Origin of the sequence: Subtercola sp. YIM 133946 (assembly GCF_036553535.1) — a bacterium.
Classification (GTDB): domain Bacteria; phylum Actinomycetota; class Actinomycetes; order Actinomycetales; family Microbacteriaceae; genus Subtercola.
The window spans coordinates 85,541-104,914 of sequence record NZ_JAZHPE010000039.1; the positions used below are offsets into that span (position 1 = coordinate 85,541).

The 19,374-nt window shown below is 64.2% G+C and carries 21 protein-coding genes and 1 pseudogene; 15 read left to right on the forward strand and 7 right to left on the reverse strand.

Going from position 1 to position 19,374, the window contains the following annotated elements:
* Positions 1-3: 3 nt before the first annotated feature.
* From V3W46_RS13030 to V3W46_RS13040, 3 genes are read left to right on the forward strand one after another with little or no spacing between them, the layout of a single operon-like run.
* Positions 4-402: a carboxymuconolactone decarboxylase family protein gene (locus V3W46_RS13030; protein ID WP_331783547.1), complete on the forward strand. Its 399-nt coding sequence runs from the start codon at positions 4-6 to the stop codon at positions 400-402.
* On the forward strand, positions 399-1,319 hold the full coding sequence (locus V3W46_RS13035) for an NAD(P)-dependent oxidoreductase (RefSeq protein WP_331783548.1): 921 nt from the start codon (positions 399-401) through the stop codon (positions 1,317-1,319). Before V3W46_RS13030 ends, V3W46_RS13035 begins: the two co-directional genes overlap by 4 nt.
* Positions 1,316-2,755: an aldehyde dehydrogenase family protein gene (locus V3W46_RS13040; RefSeq protein WP_331783549.1), complete on the forward strand. Its 1,440-nt coding sequence runs from the start codon at positions 1,316-1,318 to the stop codon at positions 2,753-2,755. The genes V3W46_RS13035 and V3W46_RS13040 overlap by 4 nt, the downstream gene beginning before the upstream one ends.
* Positions 2,756-3,577: 822 nt before the next feature.
* Here the strand turns inward: V3W46_RS13040 and V3W46_RS13045 are convergent.
* Positions 3,578-4,408: a phosphatase PAP2 family protein gene (locus tag V3W46_RS13045; RefSeq protein WP_331783550.1), complete on the reverse strand. Its 831-nt coding sequence runs from the start codon at positions 4,406-4,408 to the stop codon at positions 3,578-3,580.
* Between the two features lie 342 nt (positions 4,409-4,750).
* On the opposite strand from V3W46_RS13045, the gene V3W46_RS13050 reads away from it, so the two are divergent.
* The 9 genes from V3W46_RS13050 to V3W46_RS13090 all read left to right on the forward strand — a co-directional run bounded on the left by V3W46_RS13050 (position 4,751) and on the right by V3W46_RS13090 (position 10,591).
* Positions 4,751-5,389, forward strand: coding sequence for a hypothetical protein (locus V3W46_RS13050; protein ID WP_331783551.1), 639 nt, complete (start codon positions 4,751-4,753; stop codon positions 5,387-5,389).
* Positions 5,390-5,465: 76 nt separating this feature from the next.
* Positions 5,466-6,236 (forward strand): DUF2382 domain-containing protein, encoded by a 771-nt coding sequence (locus tag V3W46_RS13055; protein WP_331783552.1) that lies wholly within the window; start codon positions 5,466-5,468, stop codon positions 6,234-6,236.
* A 91-nt stretch (positions 6,237-6,327) separates the two neighbouring features.
* Positions 6,328-7,095, forward strand: coding sequence for a mechanosensitive ion channel family protein (locus V3W46_RS13060; RefSeq protein ID WP_331783553.1), 768 nt, complete (start codon positions 6,328-6,330; stop codon positions 7,093-7,095).
* 177 nt (positions 7,096-7,272) lie between these two features.
* Positions 7,273-7,833 (forward strand): RNA polymerase sigma factor, encoded by a 561-nt coding sequence (locus V3W46_RS13065; RefSeq protein WP_331783554.1) that lies wholly within the window; start codon positions 7,273-7,275, stop codon positions 7,831-7,833.
* On the forward strand, positions 7,830-8,462 hold the full coding sequence (locus V3W46_RS13070) for a hypothetical protein (protein WP_331783555.1): 633 nt from the start codon (positions 7,830-7,832) through the stop codon (positions 8,460-8,462). The genes V3W46_RS13065 and V3W46_RS13070 overlap by 4 nt, the downstream gene beginning before the upstream one ends.
* Positions 8,459-8,794, forward strand: a complete 336-nt coding sequence (locus V3W46_RS13075; RefSeq protein WP_331783556.1) for a hypothetical protein — start codon at positions 8,459-8,461, stop codon at positions 8,792-8,794. The genes V3W46_RS13070 and V3W46_RS13075 overlap by 4 nt, the downstream gene beginning before the upstream one ends.
* A 395-nt stretch (positions 8,795-9,189) precedes the next feature.
* Entirely contained in the window at positions 9,190-9,624 is a 435-nt protein-coding gene (locus tag V3W46_RS13080; RefSeq protein WP_331783557.1) for a YsnF/AvaK domain-containing protein, read from the forward strand.
* A gap of 183 nt (positions 9,625-9,807) precedes the next feature.
* Positions 9,808-9,990: an antitoxin gene (locus tag V3W46_RS13085; protein ID WP_331783558.1), complete on the forward strand. Its 183-nt coding sequence runs from the start codon at positions 9,808-9,810 to the stop codon at positions 9,988-9,990.
* Positions 9,991-10,207: 217 nt separating this feature from the next.
* Positions 10,208-10,591, forward strand: coding sequence for a RidA family protein (locus tag V3W46_RS13090; RefSeq protein ID WP_331783559.1), 384 nt, complete (start codon positions 10,208-10,210; stop codon positions 10,589-10,591).
* A gap of 106 nt (positions 10,592-10,697) precedes the next feature.
* Here V3W46_RS13090 and V3W46_RS13095 read toward each other — a convergent pair whose 3' ends face one another.
* The 3 genes from V3W46_RS13095 to V3W46_RS13105 are packed head-to-tail and all read right to left on the reverse strand — an operon-like array spanning position 10,698 to position 13,708.
* On the reverse strand, positions 10,698-11,594 hold the full coding sequence (locus tag V3W46_RS13095) for a hypothetical protein (protein ID WP_331783560.1): 897 nt from the start codon (positions 11,592-11,594) through the stop codon (positions 10,698-10,700).
* Between the two features lie 36 nt (positions 11,595-11,630).
* Positions 11,631-13,310, reverse strand: coding sequence for a relaxase/mobilization nuclease domain-containing protein (locus V3W46_RS13100; protein ID WP_331783561.1), 1,680 nt, complete (start codon positions 13,308-13,310; stop codon positions 11,631-11,633).
* Entirely contained in the window at positions 13,307-13,708 is a 402-nt protein-coding gene (locus tag V3W46_RS13105; protein ID WP_331783562.1) for a plasmid mobilization protein, read from the reverse strand. The genes V3W46_RS13100 and V3W46_RS13105 overlap by 4 nt, the downstream gene beginning before the upstream one ends.
* Positions 13,709-13,940: 232 nt before the next feature.
* On the opposite strand from V3W46_RS13105, the gene V3W46_RS13110 reads away from it, so the two are divergent.
* Entirely contained in the window at positions 13,941-14,258 is a 318-nt protein-coding gene (locus tag V3W46_RS13110; protein ID WP_331783563.1) for a hypothetical protein, read from the forward strand.
* A gap of 429 nt (positions 14,259-14,687) precedes the next feature.
* On the opposite strand, the gene V3W46_RS13115 is transcribed toward V3W46_RS13110, so the two are convergent.
* Positions 14,688-14,996 (reverse strand): hypothetical protein, encoded by a 309-nt coding sequence (locus V3W46_RS13115; RefSeq protein WP_331783564.1) that lies wholly within the window; start codon positions 14,994-14,996, stop codon positions 14,688-14,690.
* 265 nt (positions 14,997-15,261) lie between these two features.
* Here V3W46_RS13115 and V3W46_RS13120 point away from each other — a divergent pair, with 265 nt between their 5' ends.
* Together V3W46_RS13120 and V3W46_RS13125 are read left to right on the forward strand one after the other, a co-directional pair.
* Positions 15,262-17,031, forward strand: a complete 1,770-nt coding sequence (locus tag V3W46_RS13120; protein WP_331783565.1) for an alkyl sulfatase dimerization domain-containing protein — start codon at positions 15,262-15,264, stop codon at positions 17,029-17,031.
* A gap of 317 nt (positions 17,032-17,348) precedes the next feature.
* Positions 17,349-17,591 carry a hypothetical protein gene (locus V3W46_RS13125; protein WP_331783566.1) on the forward strand — a complete coding sequence of 81 codons (243 nt, stop codon included), beginning with the start codon at positions 17,349-17,351 and terminating at the stop codon, positions 17,589-17,591.
* On the opposite strand, the pseudogene V3W46_RS19665 reads toward V3W46_RS13125, so the two are convergent.
* Positions 17,553-18,353, reverse strand: a pseudogene (locus tag V3W46_RS19665) (tyrosine-type recombinase/integrase); the annotation flags it as partial. The gene V3W46_RS13125 and the pseudogene V3W46_RS19665 sit on opposite strands and share 39 nt — an antisense overlap.
* Positions 18,354-18,398: 45 nt before the next feature.
* Entirely contained in the window at positions 18,399-19,259 is an 861-nt protein-coding gene (locus V3W46_RS13130) for a hypothetical protein (protein WP_331783567.1), read from the reverse strand.
* Between the last annotated feature and the right edge of the window lie 115 nt (positions 19,260-19,374).

Genomic DNA, 19,374 nt, shown 5'->3' on the forward strand with positions numbered 1-19,374 from the left:
CCCATGAACAACGACCTCTTCGAGGCTGGCCTCGCTACCCGCCGCGCCGTTCTCGGCGATGCCTACGTCGATGCCTCGCTCGCCGCCGCTACCGACTTCTCGATGGAGATGCAGCAGTTCGTGACCCAGTACTGTTGGGGCGACCTCTGGAACCGCCCGGGCCTTGGCCGTCGCGATCGCAGCCTGGTGAACCTCGGAATGATCAGCGCCCTGAACCGGCCCCATGAATTCAAGACTCACGTGCGCGGCGCGCTGAACAACGGAGTCACCCCCGACGAGATCAAAGAAGTCCTGCTACAGGTGTCGGTGTACTGCGGAGCCCCGGCAGGCCTCGAAGCCTTCCGGCTGGCCAATGAGGTATTCCAGACAATGCAGGCCGAGAAGGCCGCGGTGCAGGCGTGAGCGCACCCGAACCTAAGCCCACGATCGGATTCGTCGGCCTGGGCCGCATGGGCACGCCAATGGCGAATCGCTTGGCGGAGGCCGGCTTCCCGCTGTACGTGGCCGACGCGGCCCCCCAGGTCGTCGCCGCGTTCATCGCCGAGCACCCCGGCACCAGCGTGTTCGATCTCTCGAGCGACGCCACCCTGCCCCAACTCGATCTCGTCATCGTGATGGTGCCCGACTCGAACGTCGTCGAGGCCGTGCTCGAGACGGGTGGCTTGGCCGCGCGCCTGCGGCACGGCGCACTGGTCGCAGACATGAGCTCGTCGGAGCCGTTGCGCACCGCGCAGCTCGCCGAGCGGCTGGCGGCGGCCGGCATCCGGATGATCGATGCTCCCGTCTCGGGCGGGGTGCGCGGCGCGATCGCCGGCACACTCTCGACGATGGTGGGGGGTACAGCCGCCGACCTGGCCGAGGCGCGTGCGGTGCTCGAGCAGCTCGCCGCCACGATCATCCACGTCGGATCGGTGGGTAGTGGACACGCGGCGAAGGCCCTCAACAACCTTGTCTCGGCTTCGACCGTTTCGGTGACAGTCGAAGCACTCCACACCGCCCGGCGTTTCGGCATCGACCCCGCGGTGATGACCGAGGTGTTGAACAGCTCCTCGGGCCGTACCAACACAAGCGAACGCAAGGTCGCACAGTTCATGTTGAGCGGCGCCTACGACTCAGGCTTCACGCTGCCGCTCATGGCGAAAGACGTCACGATCGCTGTGAACCTCGCCCGAGCCCTCGGTACCGAGGGCGACGTGTCAGATGTCGTCGCCCAACAATGGAGCGGCATCGCGAGCACCACCGAGCGCGACACCGACCACACCGAGATGTACCGATTAATCGGGGCCGCGGCACCGGAAGAAAGCAGCGTCATCTCATGAACGTTCTCGAACACTGGATCGGCGGCCTCTCCACGCCCTCGATCGACGGCGGCACCCGCACCGGCGTCGCTCCGGCCACCGGCGGCGAAGGTGCCACAGTGACCCAAGGCACCCCTGCCGATGTCGACCGCGCGGTGCTGGCCGCCCACGCCGCCCGGCACGGCTGGCGTCACATCGCCTCGATGGAGCGCGGCCGCATCCTGGGTCGTGTGGCGACCGGAATCCGCAATGCCATCGACGAACTCACCGAGCTCGAAGTCGCCGACACCGGCAAGCCGATCGAACTCGCCCGAGCCGAAATTCAGGGTGCGGCCGACTACTTCGAGTTCTACGCCGCACTCGTGCACCTGCCGGCCGGCGACGTACTTGACGTACGACCCGATCTGCACGTCTACACATTGCGCGAGCCGCTCGGCGTGATCGGGGTCATCACACCATGGAACCTGCCGATCAACCAGGCCGCACGGGCCTGCGCCCCGGCACTCGCCGCAGGCAATACCGTGGTAGCCAAGCCCGCCGAGACCACCTCGCAGACCACCATCGCGCTGGCGCGCATCGCATCAGAGGCCGGCCTGCCCGACGGCGTGTTCAACGTGGTGCTGGGCCGAGGCGCCGTCGTCGGCACGGCGATCGTCGAGCATCCGTTGGTGCGAAAGGTCGCGTTCACCGGATCGGTGCCCACCGGCCAGCAGATCGGCCGGATCGCGGCCGATCGCATTCTTCCGCTCACCCTCGAACTCGGCGGAAAGTCAGCAAACATCGTCTTCGCCGATGCCGATCTGGCCTTCGCCGCCACCGAGGCAGCTCGTGCCTTCGCCACCAACGCAGGCCAGGTCTGCTCGTCGGGCACCCGTCTGCTCGTCCAGCGCGGCATCGAAGAGGAATTCACCACGCTCGTCGTGGAGGCCACACAGGCCTACCGCCCAGGAGAAACGCTCGGCCCGATGATCACGCGCAGCCAATTCGAAACGGTGCAGGAGTACTTCGAGGTGGCCGCCGCCGAGGGTGCCGTGCTGCGCACGGGAGGCTCTGTCTCAACAGATCCCTCACTCAAGGGTGGTTTCTTCGTGGAGCCGACCGTGTACTCAGGCGTTGACAACAGGATGCGCATCGCACGCGAAGAAGTGTTCGGGCCCGTGCTCGTCGTCATCCCTTTCGACACCGAAGAGGAGGCGATCGCACTCGCCAACGACTCCGACTTCGGCCTCGTCGGCGGCGTGTTCTCCGCCGATATCTCGCGGGCATTCCGGGTCGCCGAGGCCTTCGAAGCGGGCCAGGTCTACATCAATTCTTGGTCGACACAGTCGGTGCAAATGCCATTCGGCGGACACAAGGCCAGCGGCTACGGACGCGAGAAAGGCATCGAAGCGCTTGCGCACTACTCCCACCTGAAAAGCGTCAGCGTGCGAATCACGCCCGGACGGTGGGCGAGGTGACGGGTCCACCGTAGAAGTCGACGCGTCACCGCCGTGCTCGTCGGACCAGCCAGTCGAAACGGCGACATCCTCACAGCCTCCAAAGGAATACACCGTCACCGCTTGGTCGATAGCGAGACCATCTCGTGATGGCACGCCGTACCGTCATGCCCGGCCGGACGTGCGAGCCAATGGCGGCCAAAGTTGTGAGGCTATCTCGATACTAGACAAGGCGTGGCAGGCAAATTCGTTTCAGCCACACGCAGAGAAGATGCCCGGTCACATCCACGAGTTCCTCTTACTTGCACCTGAGGTGACCTTGACCTGGCCCCTCCGGTGAGTGGCCTGCTGAGCAATACCGCCGGCTTTGGACCTTACCCAGCGGCGGTTGTGATGCGGCCAGATTCGCACTATCAGCAGCTTTCGCAGAGGGCTCTCATCGCATCCTCGATGCATTCGTAAATACTGGCGGAATTGAGGTCGGTGGCAATAAGGTTGAATTGGGTGCCGTCGAAGCGCAGCACTCCTGCGGAATGGTTCGTGATGTTGTGTCCAACGACCCCTTTGGCCTCGGTGGGTGCGGGCGAGCCAGAAGTACTCGGAGTATGACCTTGCCCTCGTCCCTCATATGTGTACCTTGTCGGATGGTCATATAGGACCACGCGCGGGTATAGATCTTCGTTATACCTTTTTGGTAACGGTTTCAGGGGTGAATTGATCACATCAAACCGCAGCATTTAAGGTCGACGCTCGTCTCTTGGCCGGATAGAGACGACGTTCCGTCGCTCCTGGCGTGATTAGCCAGTCAGCTAGCAACGGTGCCATTCGATGTCTTGAGGCGGGTTACTGGCGTGTGGCTGCCCGTTTCAGCGGTGAGGTTTCCGTGGTTGTGAGGTAAAGCCGGTGGGCGGTCACGATGAGGGATAGCCAGCCGGCGCCGGTGGTCCAGGCAACCATCACGTCGGTGAACCAGTGCGCGCCAAGCAGAACCCGCGACAGTCCCACCGTGAGTGCGGTTCCTGCCGCTGCGGCGATGGTGAGCGTTTGGAGGCTGTTGTGTTGCTGGCGGAGGACGAGCAGATATGCGGCCGAACCGAGAATGGTTGTCGCGTTCAGGGCGTGACCGGATGGGAAGGAGGGAGACTTCTCGTACGGGGCGATGGCGTCGCGGTGTGCCGGTCGGTTCCGGTGCATCATCCTCTTCCCGGCGAGTGTCATTCCGAGGGACCCGGCACCGGCTGCGACGAGCAGGATGAGCGGGCTGAGCTGTCGTTGTCGGATCGCGAGCACACTGCCTGCGGTGAGGGCAAGGACCGGCATCCCGGTAGGCCCGAAAACCCGGGAGATACCGGCCGCGACGGCGTTCATTGGCCGAGATCGAAACTTCTTCGCGTACTTGAGAGCCGGTTTGTCCAACCCCTCGATACCGTCCTTATCGGTAACCGCATCATAAACAGCGGCCGCCCCACCGGCTGTAGCGGCCGCGATCACACCGCCGAGGATCAGCGACCCCGCTAACGCCTGGTGGGCGGTGAACGGTCCGGAAACGCGCCGGTACCTGTCTACGAGGAGTCCGCCGGCGAGAGAACGCCATTTGGTGACATCACGCCCGCCCACGAATGTGAATGGCAGATTCAGGTCGTGTCCGCCTACCGCTACGGCGCGTTGTCTCATTGTCTAATTCTGAACCACCCGCAACGAAGCCAAGACCGTATTGCGCTCCGGGGATGGTGGATGGGCAACGGGTGCGCCCGGCGGGGCGTCGCTTCGTGGAGCGCCTCGACTGCGGCGATGAGTAGGTGGGAGATGGACGCGCCGGGCGACGCCGAGAGGTTTATACGGCGTGATTGTTGAGGCGTCAATCCCCTGGGCGGTTGTGTGACAGAAACGTCGCGGTGTTCGCCTATCAAGTGACAGGCATCGGTTCGCTGGTGTCCCTGATCTCGCGTTGGCGTCCCTCGGGCGTTGCGTCCGCACACCGGCCTTTCTGGGTGCGTTTCGATGAGGAGATTTCACGTGAGCGACAACGACCCGACTACCAACAACCTGACCACCCCCGTAGCCGCAGTAGCAGCCGAGGCTGGGCCGACGACCCGGGAGGGTGTCGTTGCTCGGGAGCAGGAACGTTTCGGCGGGATGAAGTTCGGGTCCGCTTTCTTCGGCTGGCTCACCGCGACGGGTACAGCCGTGATCCTGATCGCCTTGCTGGCATCGACCGGGACTGCGATCGGTCTCGGTAACGGTGTCTCGACCAACGATGTCGCGGATGTTACGACCTCGAACGCGAGCACGATCGGAATCGTCGGCGGCATCATCCTTGCGGTGATCTTGCTGGTCGCGTACTTCTGCGGCGGCTATGTTGCCGGCCGGATGGCCCGTTTCAACGGGGTCAAGCAGGGCCTCGCCGTGTGGCTCTGGGCGATCATCATCGCCATCGTGCTGGCCGTCGTGGGCCTGATAGCCGGGTCCCAGTTCGATGTTCTGTCCACAATGCAGGCCTTCCCGCGGCTGCCGCTGAATGAAGGCGCCCTCACCGTGGGCAGCATCATCACCGCCGTCGTCGCTCTCGTCGTGAGTCTGCTCGGTGCTCTTCTTGGCGGCCTCGCCGGGATGCGGTTCCACCGCCGCGTCGACAAAGCCGGCCTCGGCCGTTAACCCACCCGCGCCATCGCGCGGCATTGCAAACCCCACATGTTTCCGGGCGCCTGTCCGGGAGGAAAAGAGAACAATCATGATCGACACCAACAACGTCAACGACCTCACCGGTGCCACCGTTTACGGCACCGACGGTGACAAGATCGGCACGGTCGGCCAGGTATACGTCGACACCAACACCCAGGCACCGCTCTGGGTGACTATCAAGACGGGACTGTTCGGCAGCAGCGAGAGCTTCGCGCCGCTGGAAAGCGCGACCTTCGACGGCAACGACCTGACCGTGCCGTTCGAGAAGGCGTTCGTGAAGGACGCCCCCCGCATCGCCGATGACGGCAGCCTCAGCCAGGAAGAGGAACAGGCCCTTTACGCGTATTACGGCAACGGCGGCACCCGCACTGGCTACAGTGACGACGCGGCCGTGGACACGCAGGTCGGGTACGACACGTCAGGTCCGACCACGGATGACGCGATGACCCGTTCGGAGGAGCAGTTGCATGTCGGTACCGAGAAGGTCGAAGCGGGCCGTGCGCGTCTGCGTAAGCATGTCGTCACCGAGCAGCAGACCGTGACCGTGCCGGTCAGCCACGAAGAGGTCACCCTCACCCGTGAACCGATCACCGAGGCAAACATCGGCAACGCCGCCGCCGGCCCGGACTTGAGCGAAGAAGAACACGAAGTCGTACTCACCGAAGAGCGTGTGATCGTGAACAAGGAAACCGTGCCCGTTGAGCGTGTTGCGCTCGGCACCGAGACCGTGACCGAGCAGCAGCAGGTCACCGAAGAGGTCGGCCACGAAGAGATCGAACTCGTCGACCCCACCGACACGGCAACCGACAACCGCCGCTAACTAATCACGGTGCGGCCGCCGACAGGAGATCCCTCGCCTGCCGGCGGCCGCCCACCCTTCACCTACCCAACCCTTTCGAAAGGCACTACCGGTGGATTTCCCCGCAACCCTGCAGAACGGCCTCGCCGCCGTCATCGCATTCGTCCCGCTTTTACTCCTTGCCCTCGTGATCCTGATCGTCGGCCTCATCGTCGCGAAGCTCATCCAGAAAGCCCTCAGCAAACTGCTCACCCGGGTCGGTTTCGACCGCGCCGTCGAGCGCGGCGGCATCCAAAAAGCCCTCGAGCGATCGAAGTTCGACGCCTCCGACATCGTCGCGAAGATCGTCTACTACGCCCTTGTGCTGTTCGTGCTTCAGTTCGCGTTCGGTGTGTTCGGTCCGAACCCGATCAGTGACCTGCTCGCTGCGATCATCAGCTACGTGCCGAAGATCATCGTCGCGATCATCATCATCATCATCGCCGCCGCGATCGCAGCCGCCGTGAAAACGCTCATCCAGGGCACCCTCGGAGGCCTGTCCTACGCCAAGGTCCTGGCGAACATCGCGAGCATCTTCATCCTGTTCCTCGGCGTCACCGCCGCACTGAACCAGGTCGGTATCGCCGACACGGTCACGACCCCGATCCTGATCGCGGTGCTCGCGATCATCGCGGGAGTCATCATCGTCGGCGCCGGCGGCGGGCTCATCAAGCCGATGCAGGCACGCTGGGAATCGTGGCTGCACACCGCCGAAGCTGAAGCACCCAATGTGCAGCAGCAGGTACAGAACGCGCCGAGCATCGAAGAGCAGGCCAAGCAGGCTGCCGAGAAGGCGCGTAACGCCACCGCTCCCGCTGCGACCACGCGGCGCAGCAACTGACCCTTAACCACCGTGGTGCTGCCCCTACTACAACCGTTGGCGGCAGCACCACGGCCTGGCCCAAACCACAAGGCCCATGAAAATTCGACGTACTCGACTAGGTTGGCGGACAGGCCTCCTCGGTCGCACCGGCCGTTGCAATCAAGAGGTGGCCATGATCTGGCGGAAGGGTCCGTGATGGTGTCATTGCCCGGGCGGGACTCGCTCAGCGACGCCGATGACCGCACCGTCGCCAGCCGCGCCGCAGACGGAGACATCCGGGCATTCGAAATTCTGATGCGCCGGTACGGCCCGCTGATGCGCGCGTACGCGGCCCGGATCGTCCGCCCAGCCGACGCCGACGACGTCGTGCAAGACACGTTCGTCACAGCATGGCAGGAACTCCCCGACCTTGAGAACCCGGCAGTCGTGCGGTCCTGGCTGACAACCATCGTCACCCATAAGAGCATCGACCGGCTACGGGCGGGCCGTGATCATGAATCAATCGATGACCACGACATCCACGACCCCGCCGACGGCCCGGCCGACGTCGCTTCTGCCTCCTCGCTTGACGAGGCCCTGTCATTGGCGCTCTCCTCGCTGCCTGAGGATCAGCGACGGTGCTGGGTGCTCCGAGAGATCGCGGGCTACGGTTATTCCGAGATCGCAGAACAGCTCGACCTGCCCGTTACGACCGTCCGCGGTCTTCTCGTCCGCAGCCGAAAAACGCTCGTCCGTGAGATGGAGGCCTGGAGATGACCAACACCACTCCCGAGCCGCAAACACCGTCACCGCTTGACGACAACAAACTCGACGGCTTCACCGTCGACCAACTCAGCGACTACCTCGACCACGGCCGGCATCCCAGAAACCCGGCCATCGAAGCCTCCCCCGCCGCGCAGCACGCTCTCGCCGCCCTCAGCCGGCTCCGCGCCGTCGCCCCCAGGATCATGAAAACAGACGCCGAATATTTCGCTCCCAAGAATGAGAACTGGATCTCGCGAATCCTTGACCAAATCGGTGTACAGGCACACGCCGGCCGTGACATCCCCATCCTCCACGACGTCCCCGGCGCTAAACTCTCGATCTCCGAAGGCGCCGTCCGGGCGCTGGTCCGAGAAGCCGGAGACGACACGGACGGGCTGATTGTCGAACGCACCCGCATCGATGGCGACCTCGAAACACCAGGCTCACCCGTTCAGGTACACGTGGTGGTGTCCACGTTCGCTGACGCCACCGACGCGCGCGTTGTTCCTTTGTTTCAGGAACGCGTCATCGAAACCGTTCGGGAGCACACCGACCTTGTCGTGACCCGGGTGACAGTGCGGGTGCATGACAGCGACATCACCGATGAGGACCTCGACGATGACGGGAACTTGGCACGATGAACGACGACACCGAAGACGACCTCCCCACCCAGCTCACCCGGCTCCTCCGAAACGTCGACGGTGTGCACACCGTCTACGCCACGAAACCCCTGCTGCCCTCCATCGTGGGCGCGGTCGTGGAGGCGGTTCGGAATGACCCGGTCGGAATGCACCTCGTCACCGTCAACGAAAAACCGGACGACCTCACCATCATCGCCTGCATCGGGGTGTCCGCCGATGAACCCGCAACCGTGATCTGTCGGCGAGCCCACGATGCGCTCCGGAACTACTTCACCGACCAGGACCTCACACCCCCCGCGACCGTCCGGGTGCAAGTGGGCCGCGTTGGATAAGCGCGACCGGTATAGCCCAGAACGCGCCTATCAACTAATTGGTACCTCACCCGGCTCTCCTGCGGTGCGTGACGCTCGGAACACATCGTGCTGAGGCGGGTGCGCAAACAGCTGCGGGTAGTGGTCGCCGCGTCTCTCTTTAGTGCTTTGATCACTCGCATGCTGTCCCCGGAACACGCAGCCAAACGACGGGCACGAAAGACCGCCACGCGGGGAGGACCGCCTCAGCCGACCGCGCGGAGCATCGCCCAAGACCTCCTCGACCAGGGTTTAGAACAAGATGAACTCTTCGACGCGATGTGGACCTGGCAATACACCACCGGTATCGAACCCTCCACCATCTACCAGGCATACAAACAGCTCCAGGAACCGCAACCTGAGGAATGACGGCACCCATGAATGATTACGCATCCAGCGGCAACCCCGACCTGGCAGCATCAGGCCGTGCAGTCGAGATGACCCGGTTCGAAGAGCACCTTCAGGTCACCACCCGGCAGGCACCGGTCAGCGTCGCACGGCTTCAGAAGTTCATTGTGACCGAACAGAAAACCTTCACCGTCGAGGTACGCCGCGAGGAAGTGCGTCTCACCACCGAACCCCTCACCGATCTGACCCTCGACCAGGTTCCCGCCGACCAGCCGGACGAGATCGAAATAGTGCTCCACGAAGAACGCATCAGCATCGTCAGGGAGCTTGTCCCCGTTGAACGCGTCAAACTCACCAAGAAGACCATCACCGTGCACCAGCCCGTCACCGACACCGTCCGGAAAGAACACATCGATGTCCTCCACGAACCCCCGACCGGCCCACTCACCCTGGAGGCGTTGTGACACCGTCCTAGCGCTGGTCGACCGCGAAGGAGCGTCATCCAACTTGCCGGGTATTCCGGCATAGATCGGCGGTTGGCCTGAGACCTCGCCTAAGCCCCCTGTTATGTCCCGGGGCGGGGCGGGCACGATAAGACCCCTCACCACACAGGTGGAGGCAAAAGATTAGAATGGACGGGAAATACCATGGTTGATCTCAGCGGACTCGGCGACAAAGCCAAGGAATTCGCAGACAGCGACAAAGGCGAACAAGCCAGCGACGGGGCCCTAGACAAGGCAAGCGGCGCCGCCAACACGGCGACGGGCGGAAAATTCAACGACAAGATCGATGGCGCCCGAGACTCCGCCGATGACAAGATCGGAAACTGACCCCTCCGAGCTGGTCCCGCTTCTGATGATGTGCGCCAGCGAAGAGTAGGGAGAGGGGCAGTGCGCCTAGCCGGTAACGGGGCGGGCGCACTGCCCCGCTTGCCCTTTGAGCGTGATTCCGCGGACGATGCGGGCGACGGCCGAAGAGATTTGTGGGGCAATCGAGCAGCGCAGGCCCCTTTTAGCGTGGAAGCTCCAGGCACAGGCTTTGCCCCCTGTGAGCAGAGAAATCATCAGCACCGAGAACGCGCCAAGCTCGCCGCTGTACAGCCAGGGTGTGCGGGCTGGTTCGGTGATCTACGTGTCGGGGATGGTCGGGATCGATCCAGCGACAGGCCAACCTGCGGGGTCATCGATCCAAGAGCAGACTCAGCAGGCGCTGCGTAACTGCGAGGCGGTCCTCCACGCAGGTGGGAGCAGCCTTGCTGACGTGACGCTGGTCACAGTGCTGCTTGCGCAACCGGATGATTTCGCAGGGATGAACGAGGCATTCGCGGAATTCTTCGACTCCGCCCCTCCCGCCCGTGCGGTGGCGCGGCTCGGCCCGGTTCTCGAAAACATCCTGGTGTCGATAATGATGACGGCGCATACAGAAAGCTGACCGCTTCACGGGCCTCTCACAATGTCCTGAGAGTAAAGCACCGCCCCATAAGAGTCCGCTCCGCTGGCGCGCGATGAGTTCTCGTCTACGCGAACAGCGCGGGCGATCATCGGCTGCGGTCGCCGCGTTGCCGCTGCCGGCTGGCCGTGGTTCCGGATGGGGACTTCACCCGGCTACTGCGGGTTGGTGAAGTGAGAACGTCGTGGGCGGGGCGTGCATGGTCGACGTCCGCGCGCAGTCGCGCCTTGATGTCATCCGAACTGATGCCCTTGCTCTCGAGGTCCGAGGCGAACGCGTCCCGGCGGGTAGCGCTGTCATATGCATCGTCGGCATCCGCACGGGCAGTTTCCGCGGCCGGGCCTTTTGCGGTGGTGTGGTGCAGTTGTGCCTGGGCGCGGGCGTCTGGGGCGAGTTCGCGGAGCTCGTCGGGTGTCTTGCCGTCTTCGCCGCCCCGGTTGGCGGCCGCGTCGTAGGAGCGTGCCTGCGCCTCGAGGCCCGCGACGACATCCGCGGGTGTCTCGCCTGGGGTGGGCTGCTCGTGGGCGTTGCGGTCGAGTCGGTCTGCTTCTGCGATGAGGAGTGCCGCTTCGGCGCGCTCATCATCCGCGGTCTGGCGTTCGGTGGTGGCGAGGGAGCCTACATCGACGCCGTACCGTTCCCGTACTTCCTGGCTGATGGTTTCTGCTGCGGCCGCTGCGTGGTCGTCGAGGCCCCGCCAGGTCTGGGCGGTTTCAGCGACTCGGGCGATATCCGTCGTCGCTGCGTTGTCCCACCATGAGGGCTGGTCGACGACGACAAGCTCCGCTCGTGCGGCGGCACGCTCGGCGTCGAATCGTGCCGCGAGCTCGCGGGCGACGACGGCATCTTGGCGTTCAGCCTGGCGCGCCATCTCCTCACGAACGCGCGCGAACTTCTCACCCATCTGCAGGGCGACGGTCAGCGCTGTCCGGGTCGCGGCGTGCAGCTGCTCCTGGACTCCACCGTCTGCATCGTGCTCGCTCATATTTGGCTCCTCATCATCCGGTTCGTGCGTGTGGGTTTAGCGGCCGCGGTCATCGTCGCGGCCACGTTGCGGTGCAGCCGTGTCTGCCGCCCAGTCCGGTGCGCGCCTCGTCAGCGGTGTCGGGAGGGGTGTGCCATCGGCCCAGCCGCGTTCCGCTGCCATCCGTGCCCGCGTCTGCTGCTGCTCGGCCGTCAAAGTCTGGACCGCAGTCGCCCCGGCACCGGCATCGGGGATGTGTGGCATCTGCTGGGAGACGGTGTGGAGGCGGTGCTGCATCATGCTGCGGACGTCGCTGGCCCGGTGGGCGTCGCCGGCGGCGCGGTGCATGTCGTGGACGGCGCGGCTGAGTTTCTCTAGCTCCCGCATCACCAACGCCAACGCCAGGGTTGGTTTCCCGGTCTGGGCGACCTGCATCAGAACCATCGCGTTGCCGGCGGCTGACGCCCACGCGACCGGGCGGGCTTTCGTTTCGTGCGCGCGGAGATGCGCAGACCTCGCCAGACTGCGTGATGCTTCCGCGAGTGGCCCGGGTGTGGTTTCGACGCGTTGCGACCAGGCCGCGAACGCACCCGAAGTCTCCCGGGCCACGCGTGCCCACGCGTCGCGATCTGATGCCGGAACGGCCTGCATCTTCTCCCGGAGGGCGCGAAGTTCTCTCGCGTATTGGGTCCAGAGGTCGGGGGAGGGTTCCCGAGTTTCTCGGCCCGGGTTCGCCGGGGTGTACTGCCATGGGTTCTTCGCGGTGGCACGCCATTCCTGAACAGCCACGGTGGCGGTTTCGGGGCGGTCCGGCCAGCCTTTCCGAAGCTCCGGCAGGGTCAGGTCGCGGGCGAGTTTCCCACCGCCATGCCAGATCACCGGCTGCCCCTTCTCCGGACGTAACGCGACGGAGTAACCGGCGACGACATCGTCACGGCCGGCGGCGAACCGGGGCCGGATGAGGACACCGGCCTGCCTCATCCGACGCACGAACTCCCCCTCATCAACCGAGGAAACGGCCGCGGCGCGGATGGCGCGCTCGAGGCGGTGCATGTCCGGTTCTATCTGTCCGCGACGGCTCGCGGATTCGCGGGCGCCGGGCTTGATGCCGCGTTCGCCGTACTCCCGTTCGGGTTGGGTGTAGACCTGCAACCCGTAGTCGCGCTCCAATTCCTGGCTGATCTTCTGCGACCGGTTGTAGTCGTTGTTCACATCCGCTTTCGTCCCGTCCTCCCGAACTAGAGACACGGCGATATGGACGTGGTCGTTGCCGTTCTTCGACAACCCGTGACGGACCGCAACCCACCGACAGTTCGCCTTCCCGAGATCGTCGCCTGCGAACCCCATCCTGTTCACGAAGTCGGTCGCGATCTGTCCCCACTTCTCATCCGTCAGCTGGCCCTCCTCCGCCGCCAACGAGAGGGAGCAGTGCCACACGTCGGCCTGGACGCGTTCTTTCACGACGGCACCGGCAGCGTCTCGGAGGGCGATACCGTCGTCACCTTTCTGCACGGCGAGGCGGGTGACTTCGATGCCGAAGAACTTCCGTGGCCGGTCCAGGCTTTTCGCGATCTCCAACGCGGTCGCACGGTCAAGGACCGCGTCGCCGTGCATCGCCATGATCGCCGCGTCCCCTGCGACGAGGTGCTGTTCGGTGTGCTCGTTCGCCTTCCCCGCACCGGCAAGGTAGGACATCAGACCGGACATTTGCGAGCCGCGGGTGATGTTTGTTCTCACTGCCCTGCCAGCCTGTCGATCGTCGCTTCCAGCTTCGGCAGCAACCGGCGGTACTGCTCGTACACATCCTCTGCTTCGGCTGGGAAACGGCCCTCGGTGTTCGCGTACCTGGCGAGCTGGTTCATGTTGTCCGACACCGACTTCATAAGCCTCGACACCCGAAACAATTCAGCCCCGACGAGCTTCCACTCCGTGTCCGTCCGGACCTGCGCGTTCATCGCCGACTCGAACAACAACCGCGGCACCGTCACCTGGAGCACCGCCGCCCGGGCGCGCAAATGCGCATCCTCGGCCGGGCTGACAGACACCTCGTAGCGCTTCGTTCGTCGCTGCTCAACGGGCACGTTCGCGCGGCGACGCCGGCCGAACAGGCGACCCTCACGCGACGACTCCGACACCGACATTCCTTCCTGGCCCAGCGCAGCGAACCCGCCCCACGGCGGGGACCATACGACCAGTATGCCCCGGACCAGCCGCGAAGCGGAAGAGTCACAAGCAGGTTACCCCGGGTAACATTATAGCTTGCTCCGAAACTTTGTTCCTCCGAAACTTTGTTCGCAATCATGCCTGGATCACTGATGGCGGGGTGTGATGTGGAGATCGCGGTGCGATCCGATTAATGTGGCTGGCATGACAGATCAAAAACTCGACCCGGAAGAAGCCGTTCGTCTGGCCCGGGAACTCCTGCAGGAAACAACCGAGCGCCGCGTCAACGCTGTTCGTGCGCTCGTCGACGCCAGCAACACCGTCGACGTCGCAGAGCAGAGCGTCAAAGACGCCCGCGACGCCCATACCAAAGCGTGGGCCGACGCGATCACCTCAGGGTGGAGCGACAAAGAGCTCCGCGCGACTGGCGCCCGCCCACCGGGGAAAGCCAGTACGACGCCGCGGGCGCGACGCAGCAACCGGGCCAGCACGACGCCGTCGGCTGACGTCGCCGCTCAATAGAGCACCTGCCGATGGCATGTTCTGTGACCCCCTGACCACCTGTGGACAGCACGAGCTCTGTTCGGGCTCATCCTGCCCACAGGTGGACAGCGGGACCCCAACATCCCGCCCGCACCCAGGCCACACCGTCACCAACCATGCGCACGTCACGCACCGCATTGGTGTGACCTGGGCACGGCCTCGTCACCCACAAAACGGGTGGGGAACCGCGCACAGCAAAGAGGCCCAATCGCTACGGTCAGCGGCGCATCTTCGCGCATTAACGATGCACGATCTGGTCGATGGGGGAGCGCGAGGGGGAACGGCCGGTTCCCCCTCGCCGCCGGCCCCGGAAGGGCCGGCGAACGCAACCACCCGCAGCAGTGAGGTGACCTGCTAACCGGTGCCGGTGAGGGGCGGGCCGTGTTGCGCGACCCACCCGTCAGAGTGTTACTCGGTGTCCGTTTGTGCGCCTTCTGCAGTCACGTCCGGAGCGGGGTAGCCTGCCGCGATCCGCTCAACGGCGGACAGGTGATGACCCCATTTCTCGATCTGCAAAAGGTAGGCCTTATCGGACGGGTTCGGGTCCCGCCATGACTCCCGGCTGGTCCGGTTCTCCCGCGCCGACAACGCGACCGCGAGACTCACATACCCGGCCTTCGTCGGCGTCGCCTCGACCATCACCGCGAGAGCCTCGCGTGCCGCGTAGCCCTCGTGGCCGAGGAGCACGGCTGCGGCGCCGCTGTTGTTGCCGGTCACGTCATAGGAGTGCCGGGTCAGGGTCACCGCGACGAACGCGGCCGCATCCGCAGGCAGCTTCTTCCGGGTCAGGAACGCCGCGGTCCAGTCTTTCCGGACCGTCTCACTTTCTCTGCACTTCGCAATTCCGATAGCTTGGCATCCGTGTGGGGTCTCAGCCGAGCAGCACACGACATAGAAACAGGTGCGCGCCGGTATTCGCCTTTCTGGTGTTGCGTGGTTCGCTTAAGGCATGGGCAACGGGTGCCCGAGGAGTGAGGGAGTCATGGGCCAGTACTGGTTGGGTGCAGCAGAAGGCGTGACGTTCACGCCGTCGGGCGAGAACACCGCTTTCACCGAATTCGCCGACACTGTCCCCGCAGAGATGACTGAGCATTCTCGCACGATGGACGCCGGGACCTTCGAGATCGTCGGTAAGAACGTTTTCCAGATCTTCGGCTACGCCCTTTCAGCGCTCACTGTTGTAGTGGGTGATGACGGTCTGATCCTGATTGACCCGCCCGAAGATGTCGAGAAGGGGAAGCGGCAGCTTATCGAGCTGCGCAAGATCAGCGATTTGCCGATCAAGGCGGTCCTGTACTCGCACTGGCACACCGATCACAACGCCGGGGTGAAGGCGTTCATCACCCAGGAGCAGGCCGACTCTGGTGAGGTATTGGTGATCGCTCACCGCGACTTCATGGCGAACATCATCGCCAACTCGATCTCCGGCGACGGGCCTATCATCGCTGTACGTGCCGACTATTCGCTCGGCAGTCTCCTCGAGGTCGGCGCCGAAGGACGCGTGAACGGGGGCCTAGGCCCGGACTTCATCATGGAGACAATGTCGTTGGTCACTCCGAACACCCTCGTCGACGACCGGCTCGAGTTGACCGTCGCTGGGGTGCGGATGGAGTTCTTCTGGGCCCCGTCCGAGGCCATCGATGAGATCGTGACCTGGTTCCCCGACCTCGGGGTGCTGCAGTCCGCCGAAGTCATCCAAGGCGAGTCGTTCCCGAACCTGCACTCCATTCGAGGCAGCCGCTACCGCGACCCGCAGGCCTGGTTCAAGTCGATCGACAAGAACCTCCGCCCCCTCCCGGCCGACTTCATGGTGCCCTCCCACGGCCGCCCGCTCGCTGGCCGCACCGAGGTCGCAAAAGTGCTCACCGATTACCGCGACGCGATCTCCTACGTTTATGACCAGACCCTCCGCCACATCAACCAAGGGTTCCTGCCCGACGACCTCGTCGAGAAAGTCACCCTCCCCGAATCACTGTCCAGCAGCGAATGGCTCGGCGACTTCTATGGCGGAGTGCCGCACTCGGTAAGACAGATCTATTTCGGCGAGCTCGGCTGGTTCAACGCCGACCCCACCACCCTCGCGCCCCTGAATATCCGCGAATCGTCGCAGCGCTACATCAACCTCATCGGCGGCCGCGACGCCGTGCTCACAGCGGCACGCGAAGCAGCAAACGCCGGCGACCATCAGTGGGCGGCTGAGCTGGTCAGCCACCTCGTGCGCACCGATCCCACCGATCAGGACGCGCGGCTGCTGAAAGCCGATGCGCTCCGCACGCTGGGCTACGGCACACCGAATTCGAACTGGCGCAATTTCTACCTCACCGCAGCCCGGGAACTCGACGGGACGATCGACTACTCACTCGCCATCCAAATCAACGCTCCTGACCAGATCGCCGCGATGCCCGGATCAGCGCTCCTGGAAAGCCTGCGCTTCCGCGTCGACCCAGAGAAAGCTGGCGGAACCGTTTCAGCCGGCGTCCAGGTCGCCGATACCGGCGAGAACGTCGGGCTTATCCTCCGCAACGGTGTCCTCGAAACGACGGCCTCGATCCCGGATGATGCGAGCTTCGTCATGTCGATCCCGAAGCAACTCGTCGCCGGCATGGTCTTCCTCGATGCCGTCGCTGTGCTGAAGAAGGCGATCGAGGGTGGAGTGGCTTCGTTCACGCTCGGCGGGCTCGATGAGGTCACCGCGTTCTTTGCCCACTTCGATGCGCGCAGCGAGGAACGCATCACCCTCGCCGACCGCTGACCCGAAAGGCGGCTGTTCCGCCACACGCTGCCGTCAAATGCCGGGCATCCTGATGCCCGGCATTCCGAGGAGTGTGGTTCCGTTCCGTTCCGTTTCTGTTTCAGCGCTTCGGCCATTTTTTCGTCGAGGAAAAGGAGGGTGAGATCGATGCCCTCGAGTTCACCCAACCAGCCCTGGTCTTCCGCGCGTTGACGCCTAGCGACAAGGTCGGTCCTCAACTCGCCTAACCGGCCGATCATGCTCGGATCCACCTGCAGCATGGGACAGCGGACGCACGCGTGTTCGTGTTCGCACGGCGTGCCGTAGGGACGGCCACATTGGCCAAGCTCGACCTTTCGTTTATCGAAGTGGCCCTCGAACTCGTCCCATTCAGCGGCCGTCGCACTACGGTATTCCGCCGCGGGTCGAGCGCTCCGACGACCAGCGAGATGCGCCTGATAGTGCCGGATGACGTCCTCGTGAAAGACGGTGACGTATCCCTGGGTGGTCTGTACATCGAGGTGGCCGAGGAGCGCCGCACCGATATGGATCGGGAGGCCGTGGTTGACGAGGTCGGTTGAGAACAGCCGCCGGAAGTCGTGCGGTGTGAAACGGATGCCTGCGAATGCCGGGTATTCCTCGGCGAGCGTGTCGCTGAGTTTCTCGAGTTCTGCGCGGAGCGTGCTCGGCGAGATGACCTCGGTGCGCTGCCCGACGGTGCGTTGGAACAGGAATGGTTGCGGTTCGCTCGTGATCCGTTCGTATTTGTCGTACCGGGTCGCCAGCGGAACGTCACGGCGGTCTCTGGTGAGCCGTCGGATGATGGTTGCGATGACGTGGAACAGGTCCGCGGTCATCGGGATGACTCGTTCCCTGTCCGTTTTGGATGGGGCGACGACGAGCAAGGCTACGACTTCGCCGTTGGGGCGGGCGTATTGACGGATGCTGAGCTGGGTCAGCTCGAGGAGTTCTTTGCACCGCAGACCGGTGTGACGGAGGGTATCGACCATTGCCCATTGCCAGAACGCTGCATCCTCAACGAACGTCACATTGATCGCTCGTCCCGTTGTTTCGTCGCGGACCCGAATATTGGGTTGACCGTGGATGCGTTCGTGTCGGGCGTCGCCGGCGGAGAAAAGTCTGCGGTACTTTCTCGTACCCACGATGAAGATGCCATCGGCGGGCGCGTCTGTCGCAGCGTTCAGCAGATCGCGCATGTGGTCGCGGTGTTCGCTGGCCGCCTGAATGAACGCCGGAAGCAGCGGTTGAAGGATCCGGGTCCTGCCGTCCATGCGTTCCTTGGTCCGCCGTTTCGCTTTCATCCGCGAACGCGGCTCCCGCATACTGATCGGGCACGGCGCCACCCAACGGGCCCACTGCTCGGGTTCTTACGCGGCCCACCCCTGCAGATCGAGATAGAACGCACGAACGTTGGTCACGACCCCATCAACGCCCATCCGTGGCCTGCCATCGGCCCGCAACGACACAGCGGCCCGCCAGGCGAGATAGTCCTCCGCCGAGATCGTCAGGGTTGCCTGGTGAGGGTTGATGTTCACGAGCGAGGTCCAGAACTTGCCGCACAGGTCAGCGGCGAGCTCCCGGAGGGTGACGTAGTCAAGGGGGTGGCTGCGCCGGGCGAGGTAGGTCACGAACAGTGCCCGGATGTCAGTGTTTTCGATGTTGTACCGGTCGACGAGCTCGGCCGGGCTCAGAGCGGGTCCGCGCATCGCTCCGCGTAACGTCGCGGGCGCGCTTGGCGGAAAGTGCCGTGACTTGACGAGTGTCTGCCATGCGAGGTGGCCGACGTAGGCTTCGTAACCGCCGCCCCATCCGCCTTCGCGTGTCGCGATCGCATAATGCAACAAACCTGGGGGTGTGAGATCGGCGATGGTGATGCCCTGAGTTGTGAGGGCGACGGCGATATCGAATCGGGCGCAACGTTTGAAGTGCCGCGAGGTTTCGACCGCGTCGAGCAGCTTAAGGACACGGTCAAGTTCCGGATCGTTTTGGGCCGGTTCGAAATGCTCGTGGTAGCGGACGAAGCTATTCACCCGGAACGCAGCGAGCGTGGGCCGGACGATTCGGAGGCAGCACAGCAGCATCAGCGAATGACCGAGCTCTCCGTCGACCCGATCTTTACCGGTCCGCAACTCCCGCACCCGCCGGGTACCGTCATTCAGTCCGGACGACTCCCAGCGCTCCTGCCACGTCGCTCCAGCTTGCTCCGCGAGATAACCGAGTAACCACACCAGTCCGTGCCTTCGAAGCGACGTGCGGGGCTGACCAACGGGCTAGATGCGGTCGGCCAGCGCGGCGATTTCGTCAGGCGTCGCCGTGTCAAGATCACCGTGCGGGCGCGGCGGA

What these genes read in the sequence shown, in the direction of transcription:
- V3W46_RS13030 (WP_331783547.1), top strand. Translation starts at nt 4, where the DNA reads ATGAACAACGACCTCTTCGAGGCTGGCCTCGCTACCCGCCGCGCCGTT.
- V3W46_RS13040 (WP_331783549.1), top strand. Translation starts at nt 1,316, where the DNA reads ATGAACGTTCTCGAACACTGGATCGGCGGCCTCTCCACGCCCTCGATC.
- V3W46_RS13045 (WP_331783550.1), bottom strand. Translation starts at nt 4,408, where the DNA reads ATGAGACAACGCGCCGTAGCGGTAGGCGGACACGACCTGAATCTGCCA.
- V3W46_RS13055 (WP_331783552.1), top strand. Translation starts at nt 5,466, where the DNA reads ATGATCGACACCAACAACGTCAACGACCTCACCGGTGCCACCGTTTAC.
- V3W46_RS13065 (WP_331783554.1), top strand. Translation starts at nt 7,273, where the DNA reads ATGGTGTCATTGCCCGGGCGGGACTCGCTCAGCGACGCCGATGACCGC.
- V3W46_RS13070 (WP_331783555.1), top strand. Translation starts at nt 7,830, where the DNA reads ATGACCAACACCACTCCCGAGCCGCAAACACCGTCACCGCTTGACGAC.
- V3W46_RS13075 (WP_331783556.1), top strand. Translation starts at nt 8,459, where the DNA reads ATGAACGACGACACCGAAGACGACCTCCCCACCCAGCTCACCCGGCTC.
- V3W46_RS13080 (WP_331783557.1), top strand. Translation starts at nt 9,190, where the DNA reads ATGAATGATTACGCATCCAGCGGCAACCCCGACCTGGCAGCATCAGGC.
- V3W46_RS13085 (WP_331783558.1), top strand. Translation starts at nt 9,808, where the DNA reads ATGGTTGATCTCAGCGGACTCGGCGACAAAGCCAAGGAATTCGCAGAC.
- V3W46_RS13095 (WP_331783560.1), bottom strand. Translation starts at nt 11,594, where the DNA reads ATGAGCGAGCACGATGCAGACGGTGGAGTCCAGGAGCAGCTGCACGCC.
- V3W46_RS13110 (WP_331783563.1), top strand. Translation starts at nt 13,941, where the DNA reads ATGACAGATCAAAAACTCGACCCGGAAGAAGCCGTTCGTCTGGCCCGG.
- V3W46_RS13120 (WP_331783565.1), top strand. Translation starts at nt 15,262, where the DNA reads ATGGGCCAGTACTGGTTGGGTGCAGCAGAAGGCGTGACGTTCACGCCG.